Below are 7,730 nucleotides of genomic sequence, written 5' to 3' on the forward strand. Positions count from 1 at the left end.
TGGATCTTTGTTTGTACTGCGGTGGTGCCTGCACTGCGATGGAGCCGACAGTGCCTGTACTGCGCTGGGGTACCAGGACTCGAACCTAGACTAAATGAACCAGAATCACTCGTGCTGCCAATTACACCATACCCCACCAGAGTTGAACCCCTGCGGGCCCTTCTCAGGCGTTGCGCCCCTCGCTCGGTCCCGACGGGGTTTCGCTCCCTCGTCCGTTCCCTCCCGGGCGGCGCAGAAAGAACATTACCCGACGTCCGGCCCCGGTCCAAAATCGATAAGCCCAGGCCGCGGCCGGGGCGGCCGCGGGCCAGGTCAGAACCCGGCCCGCGGCCGCCGGTGGCGGTGCTCAGGCAGCCGGGACGGCGGCCAGCGCGGCGGTCAGCCGGCGCAGCGTCTCGGGGCGCCCGAGCAGCTCCATCGACTCGAAGAGCGGCGGGGACACCCGGCGGCCCGTGACGGCCACCCGCAGCGGCGTGAAGGCGAACTTGGGCTTGATGCCCAGCCCGTCCACCAGCGCCGCGCGCAGCGCGGCCTGGATCGGCTCGGGCGAGAAGTCCGCCAGCTCCTCCAACGCCTTGATGCTCGCCTCCAGCACCGGACGGGCGTCGGCGGTGAGCACCTTGGCGGCGTCGTCCGGGTCGAGCGTGAAGTCCGCCGGGTCGACGAAGAGGAAGCCCGCCATGGTGACGATCTCGCTCAGCACGACCATCCGCTCCTGGGCGAGCGGTGCCACCTTGGCCAGCAGCTCCAGCTGCTCGGCGGTCGGCTCGGCCGGCAGCAGACCGGGCGCCTGGAGGTACGGCACCAGGCGGCGGACGAAGTCCTCCGGGGCCAGCCGGCGCACGTGCTCGGCGTTGATGTGCTCGCACTTCTTGAGGTCGAAGCGGGCCGGGTTGGCGTTGACGTCGGCGATGTCGAACGCCTCGACCAGCTGCTCCACCGAGAAGATGTCGTCGTCCGCGGAGAGCGACCAGCCGAGCAGCGACAGGTAGTTGAGCAGGCCCTCGGGGATGAAGCCGCGCTCGCGGTACAGGTTGAGCGAGGCCTGCGGGTCGCGCTTCGAGAGCTTCTTGTTGCCCTCGCCCATCACGTACGGCAGGTGGCCGAAGCGCGGGGTGCCGCCGTCGCCGACGCCGATCTCGGCGAGCGCCGCGTACAGCGCGATCTGGCGCGGGGTCGAGGAGAGCAGGTCCTCGCCGCGCAGCACGTGGGTGATGCCCATCAGGGCGTCGTCGACCGGGTTGACCAGGGTGTAGAGCGGTGCGCCGTTGGCCCGGACGATGCCGTAGTCGGGCACGTTCTCCGGCTCGAAGCTGAGCGTGCCGCGCACCAGGTCGTCGAAGGCGATGGTGCGGTCGGGCATCCGGAACCGCAGGATCGGCTCGCGCTTCTCCAGCTTGTAGACGGCGACCTGGTCGTCCGTCAGCTCCCGGCAGTGGCCGTCGTAGCCGGACGGGCGGCCGGCCGCGCGGGCGGCCTCGCGGCGGGCGTCGAGCTCCTCGGTGGAGCAGTAGCAGTGGTAGGCGTGGCCGGCCTCGTGCAGCCGGCGGGCCACGTCCGCGTAGATGTCCATCCGCTGCGACTGCCGGTACGGCGCGTGCGGGCCGCCGATCTCCGGGCCCTCGTCCCAGTCGAAGCCGAGCCAGCGCATGGCGTCGAGCAGCTGCCGGTACGACTCCTCGGAGTCGCGGGCGGAGTCGGTGTCCTCGATCCGGAAGACCATCGTGCCGCCGTTGTGGCGGGCGAAGGCCCAGTTGAAGAGGGCCGTGCGGACCAGGCCCACGTGCGGGTTGCCGGTCGGGGACGGACAGAAGCGAACCCGAACGCTCGGGTCAGTGTTAGCCACGCTTGATCACCTTGTTGGTGAGAGTGCCGATGCCTTCGATGGAGACGGCGACCGCGTCGCCGACGTTGAGGGGGCCCACCCCAGCGGGAGTGCCGGTGAGGATGACGTCGCCGGGCAGCAGCGTCATGGCCTCGGAGATGTGGACGATCAGCTCGGCGACCGAGCGGACCATCTGGGAGGTGCGGCCGGCCTGCCGGAGCTCGCCGTTGACCGTGCAGGTGACGGCGAGGTCGCTCGGGTCGAGGTCCGTCTCGATCCACGGGCCGAGCGGGCAGGCGGTGTCGAAGCCCTTGGCGCGGGCCCACTGGCCCTCGCGCTGCTGGATGTCGCGGGCGGTGAGGTCGTTGGCACAGGTGTAGCCGAAGATCACCTCGGGCACCCGGTCCAGCGGGACCTCGCGGCACATCCGGCCGATGACCACGGCCAGTTCGGCCTCGTGGTGGACGTCGGAGGAGAACGGCGGGTACGCGATGGACTCGGTCGGGCCGATCACCGAGGTCGACGGCTTGAAGAAGGTCAGCGGGACGTCCGGGACGTCGTGGCCGAGCTCCGCCGCGTGGGCGGCGTAGTTGCGGCCGACCGCGACGATCTTGTTCGGCAGCATCGGGCTGAGCAGCCGCACGTCCTGGAAGCGGTAGCTCTCACCGGTGGGTTGAGGCTGCCCGAACGGGTGGCCGGCCAGGGCGTGAACCACGAGGGACTCGGGCTGCGCCGGGTCACCCTCGACCACACCGAAGGAGACGGTGCCGGCGGCAGGGCTCCCCTCCCGGACGGAAAACCTGGCAATGCGCACGGCTGGGCTACCCCTCGCTTCGTCGGCCGCCCGGGGCGCGCCCGGGCGCTGGTGGGCGCCGCGCCCGTGTGGGCCCGGCCCCGCTCAATCGTCGACCAGGCTATCGCGTGGGGCCTCCCCCGACCGCTTTGCCCCTGTTCAGCGCGGTTGCGCCCGACCTGGCGGGAGCAAACCGGAAGGCGCCGCGAGTGCGGCGCCTTCCGGGTTCGTGCGGGGTGTCAGCTCCGCGGGGCCACCACCGGGGCGACCATCAGCTGGGTGCGGCGCGGGTTGGCCGTGTTGGTGGGCAGCTCGGTGGCGTAGGTCGCCACGTGCTCGGCCCGGCGGGCGCCCGGGATCCCGCTGAAGTCCTCGACCGAGGCCAGCGTCGTCCGGCGCGGGTTCGCCGTGGAACGGCTGGAGAGCTCGGGACTGGTGGCGGCCGTGTTCGCCTGGGACATCTCGTCAGCACCTCGGGGTCGTGACCGGCGCGTCGACGTGGCGCGGCACCGGCCTGAGTGGTTCGGGGAGATTCTGGGCAGGCTGATCGAGGCCGTGCGCCGGAGACAGCAAGGTTACGGATCTCTTTCCACAGCCGCCGTGACCAAAGCTACACATTGTGCTGTGATTTTGCTCACAAATTGAAGAGCAATTCTCCGATATCCGACATATCGCTTCATCAAGTTTCGCCGACAAAACCCTGCATATCGGGCATTCGGGAACCTCTGCACCTCCCGTTGATCTCGGGTCCGGTTGGCATGTATCCGGCAAGTGTCCGAAAAAGGCGGTATTCCGGTCCGGTTACCGCACAGTCAGTGAAATCGCGCGCGCGGTCGGTAGTGTGGCCCCACTCGCCCTGGCGGCCCTTGTTGGGATTCCCCGGCTGTGCTGGAATGCCACGGACCGTGGGTAGGGAGTAGTCCACCCCGGTGCCCGCTCTCCCGGACCGGCCGGGGTGCGGATGGAAACTCCACACCGTCCAGGCTGCGGCGACGCGGCGGGACGCCCGGTCCAGAGGTTGCGACGCCAGTGCAGGGACGTTTCAAAAGGGGTAGCGGCGCCGCGGGTGACCCGGAGTCGCGTGAGCCCGTGGCACCACCCCAGCAGGCGGCGGTGCCCGGCGGCCCCGTCGAGCCGGCACCCGAGGCGGTCGGCCGCCCGGAGGACGACGCCGAACAGGACCGGAAATCGGCCCGGGGCAAGCTCCGCAAGACGCTGACCCGCCGACGGGCCAAGGGCATGAGCCGGCTGGCGATGCGCAACTGGCGGATCCGTACCCGCCTCATCGCGCTGCTCGCGCTCCCGGTGCTGGTCGCCCTCGTGCTCGGTGGGCTGCGCATCCAGACCTCTCTCGAGGCCTCGCAGCAGCTCGCCCAGATGGCCAACCTCTCGGACCTGGCGAAGAAGGCGACCAACCTCGCCGACGCCCTGCAGACCGAGCGGGACATCAGCGCCGGGCCGATCACCCACGAGCCGAACGCCCCGCTCGACGACGACATCGTCAACGCCCGCAAGATCACCGACGACCTGAGCCGGACCTTCACCGCGTCCTCGGACAAGTTCGAGAACCTGGAGCTCTCCGGCGGCAAGGCGCTGCTGTTCCAGATCCGCAAGGACCTGAACTCGATCTCGGACGCGCGCAACACCCCGTACCAGAACAACCAGAACATCCAGTCGACGATCACGGCCTACGACGTGATCATCCGAGACCTGCTGTCGATCACCCAGGACATCGCGCTCGCGTCCAACAACCGCGACCTGGTCCGCGCCACCCGCGCCCTCCAGCAGTTCTCGCTGGCCAAGAACGCCACCTCGCAGCAGCGCGCCCTGATCAGCGCCGCGCTCGCCAACCCCAAGGCCCCCGACCTCAGCCTGAGCGACGAGTCCTTCGGTATCCGGCTGCGCGCCTCCTACGACAACGCGCTCACCAGCTTCAACAACATCTACACCTCGCACGACCTGGACAACCTGCGCGGCCAGCTCAGCTACAACTCGGTGGTCGCCGCCGCCGACCGGTACGCGCGCTCGGTGCTCCAGCAGAGCGGTATCCACCAGACCGAGCCGGTCAGCTTCAAGGACTGGTACGAGCAGGCCACCGCCAAGATCACCGCCGAGCGGCGGATCGAGTCGAAGCTGATCGAGGACCTCGACGGCAAGGCCCAGGAGCTGCAGTCCGCCGCCGACACCGAGGCCCTGATCATCGGTGCCGCCGTCGCGCTGGTGCTGCTGGTCGCCCTCGGTGGCGCCGGTCTGATCGCCCGCTCGATGGTGCGCTCGCTGACGCGACTGCAGTCCGCGGCCGAGGACGTCGCCGAGCGGCGACTGCCCGAGCTGGTCAAGACGCTGTCCGAGAGCGACCCGCACGACGTCGACGTCACCGTCGAACCGGTCGGCATCGACTCCGCGGACGAGATCGGCCACGTGGCCCACGCCTTCGACATGGTGCACAGCGAGGCCGTCCGCCTCGCCGCCGAGCAGGCCCTCCTGCGCGGCAACATCAACGCGATGTTCACCAACCTCTCGCGCCGCAGCCAGGGCCTCATCCAGCGCCAGCTGTCGCTCATCTCCGAGCTGGAGAGCCGCGAGGCGGACCCGGACCAGCTGGCCAACCTCTTCAAGCTGGACCACCTCGCGACCCGTATGCGCCGCAACGGTGAGAACCTGCTCGTCCTCGCGGGCGAGGACCCGGGCCGCCGCTGGACCCGCCCCGTCCCGCTGGTCGACGTGCTCCGCGCCGCCGCCTCCGAGGTGGAGCAGTACGAGCGCATCGAGCTGGCCACCGTGCCGTCGGCCGAGGTCGCCGGCCGCGTCGTCAACGACCTCGTCCACCTGCTCGCCGAGCTGCTGGAGAACGCCACCTCGTTCTCCAGCCCGCAGACCCGCGTCCGGGTGACCGGCCACGCCCTGCCGGACGGCCGGGTGCTGGTCGAGATCCACGACACCGGCATCGGCCTCAGCCCCGACGACCTCGCCGACATCAACGAGCGCCTGGCGAACCCGCCGACGGTGGACGTCTCCGTCTCCCGCCGGATGGGCCTCTTCGTGGTCGGCCGCCTGTCCCTGCGACACGGCATCCGCATCCAGCTGCGCCCCAGCGACTCCGGCGGCACCACCGCGCTGGTCATGCTCCCGGTGGACGTCACCAACTCCGCCGACCGCCGGGCTCCGGCCCGCCCCGGTTCGGCGCAGGCCAAGCAGCAGCGCGGGGTCGCCCCGACGCCGCGCCAGCAGCGCCAGGTGCCCGGCGGTCCGGCCGGCGGCCCGAACGGCGGCCCGGCCGCGCTCGGCCAGGGTCCGGCGGGCGGTGCCCCGCAGGGCCGTCCGCAGCTCGGCCAGGGCGGTCCCGGTGCTCCGGGCGGCCAGGGCGGCCCCGGTGGACGGGCTGGCGGCGCGCTGCCGACCCGACAGGTCGGCCAGTCGCTCCAGGGCCAGCCGCAGGGCCAGCAGGCCCCCCAGGGTCAGCAGGCCCCGCAGGGCCAGCAGCAGGGCCAGCAGGTCCCGCAGGCCCGCCAGAACCCGCAGGGCGGTCTGCCGCAGCGCGGTGCGGGCCGGCAGGCTCCGCCGCAGGGCGGTCCCGGTGCGCTGCCGCGCCGCGGCCAGCAGCAGCCCGGCCAGGGCCAGCCAGGTCCGGGTCAGCCGGGCCAGGGCCAGCAGGGCCAGGGCCCGGGTCAGCCCGGCCAGGGCCGGCGCCCCGGCCAGGAGCGGCCGCGCCCCGGCGGGGACTTCGCCGGCGGTCCGGGCCCCCGGACCGGCGAGCAGCCGCAGCACGGCTGGGCCGACCAGTCGGGCCGTCCGGGCGCGCCGCAGGGCGCCCGCCCGGGCAACCGCCCGCAGGAGGGTCTGCCGCAGCGCCGCCAGCCGGGCCAGGCACCGCAGGGTCAGGCACCGCAGGGCCAGGGCGGCCCCGGCGGCCAGGGCCCGCAGGGTCCGCGCCGTCCGCAGCGTCCCGGCCCGGACGCACCGCAGCGCGAGCGGCAGCAGCAGCAGCAGCAGTTCCCGCCGCAGCAGGCCCAGCCGCTCCCCGCGGCCGAGCCCTCGTCGATGGAGAGCACCGCGCAGTTCGCCCGGCCGCGCTTCGAGGCGAGCGAGATCGACCCGCGTGACCCGCTCGGCCTCGGTCTGGTCGAGCCGGTGCTGCCGAACCCGGCGCGTCCGGAGCCGGTCCGCCAGGAGCAGCTCCGGCCCGAGCCGGTCCGCCAGGAGCCGATGGCGCTGCCGACCGGTCCGTCCGACGGCGGCCCGCAGGGCGGTGCGCCGATCTTCGAGTCGGCCGAGCAGGCCGAGGCGGCGCGGGCGGGTCAGTACCAGCCGCGTCGGCCCGGGACCAGTGCGCCCGGCGTCCAGCAGCAGGGCCAGCACCAGCAGGCCCCGCAGCAGCACCAGCACGCCCAGCACCAGCAGGCCCCGCAGCACCAGCACGCCCAGCACCAGCAGGCCCCGCAGCAGCAGCACGCCCAGCAGGCTCCCCACCAGGCTCAGCAGCAGGCCCCCCAGCAGGGCCAGCCGCAGCAGGCCCCGCAGGGTGGGCCGGGCGGGCCGGGTGACGCGCCGTGGCGCCCGTCCGCGAACGACGAGCGCTGGCGCCGGGCCGAGCAGGTCCGGGAGCCCTCGACCAGTGGCGTCACCATGTCCGGTCTCCCCCGGCGGACCCCGCAGGCCAACCTGGTCTCCGGTACCGCCGAGGCGTCCCCGCTGACCGGCCCCCAGGTGTCCCGTGCGCCCGAGGAGGTCCGCGGCCGGCTCACCAACCTGCGCCGCGGCATCCAGCAGGGCCGCCGGGTCGGCGCCGAGCAGGCGGCCGGCCAGGGCCCGGGCCAGGGCAACCAGGCGGGCCCGCAGCATGGTGCCCAGCAGTCCGGATTCGATAGCTTCGGGGGCCGCACCGACGGCAACGGCGCAGATCACCAGGAGCGTTGAGTTGAACCAGATGAGCCAGGCCGCACAGAACCTGAACTGGCTGATCACCAATTTCGTGGACAACACCCCCGGGGTGTCGCACACGGTGGTGGTCTCCGCCGACGGCCTCCTGCTGTGCATGTCCGAAGGTTTCCCCCGCGACCGCGCCGACCAGCTCGCCGCCGTCGCCTCCGGCCTCACCTCCCTCACCTCCGG

General features: G+C 72.3%; 5 protein-coding genes and 1 tRNA gene. 2 read left to right on the forward strand and 4 right to left on the reverse strand.

The genetic code is table 11. The features are described 5' to 3' along the window. Positions 1–64 precede the first annotated feature (64 nt). The 4 genes from ABZ497_RS22910 to ABZ497_RS22925 form a co-directional block, all read right to left on the reverse strand. Positions 65–136 (reverse strand) — tRNA-Gln (locus tag ABZ497_RS22910). A gap of 210 nt (positions 137–346) precedes the next feature. After that, a complete protein-coding gene (gltX, locus tag ABZ497_RS22915; RefSeq protein ID WP_359807889.1) occupies positions 347–1,846 on the reverse strand; it encodes a glutamate--tRNA ligase in 1,500 nt (499 codons plus the stop codon). Continuing rightward, on the reverse strand, positions 1,839–2,639 hold the full coding sequence (locus tag ABZ497_RS22920) for a fumarylacetoacetate hydrolase family protein (RefSeq protein ID WP_329489729.1): 801 nt from the start codon (positions 2,637–2,639) through the stop codon (positions 1,839–1,841). Before ABZ497_RS22920 ends, gltX begins: the two co-directional genes overlap by 8 nt. 218 nt (positions 2,640–2,857) lie before the next feature. Beyond that, positions 2,858–3,079: a hypothetical protein gene (locus ABZ497_RS22925; RefSeq protein ID WP_359807891.1), complete on the reverse strand. Its 222-nt coding sequence runs from the start codon at positions 3,077–3,079 to the stop codon at positions 2,858–2,860. Positions 3,080–3,707: 628 nt separating this feature from the next. Here ABZ497_RS22925 and ABZ497_RS22930 point away from each other — a divergent pair. Together ABZ497_RS22930 and ABZ497_RS22935 are read left to right on the forward strand one after the other, a co-directional pair. Further along, positions 3,708–7,535 carry a nitrate- and nitrite sensing domain-containing protein gene (locus ABZ497_RS22930; protein ID WP_359807893.1) on the forward strand — a complete coding sequence of 1,276 codons (3,828 nt, stop codon included), beginning with the start codon at positions 3,708–3,710 and terminating at the stop codon, positions 7,533–7,535. Between the two features lie 10 nt (positions 7,536–7,545). Continuing rightward, positions 7,546–7,730: roadblock/LC7 domain-containing protein (locus tag ABZ497_RS22935; RefSeq protein ID WP_352291689.1), on the forward strand; the 185-nt coding region annotated here is incomplete at its 3' end.

The sequence above is a fragment of the Kitasatospora sp. NPDC005751 genome, from assembly GCF_040630835.1.
In the GTDB taxonomy this organism is placed as follows: domain Bacteria; phylum Actinomycetota; class Actinomycetes; order Streptomycetales; family Streptomycetaceae; genus Kitasatospora.

Bases quoted from the DNA above. Each gene is read 5' to 3' on its own strand.
- ABZ497_RS22925 (WP_359807891.1), bottom strand. From the start codon at position 3,079: ATGTCCCAGGCGAACACGGCCGCCACCAGTCCCGAGCTCTCCAGCCGT.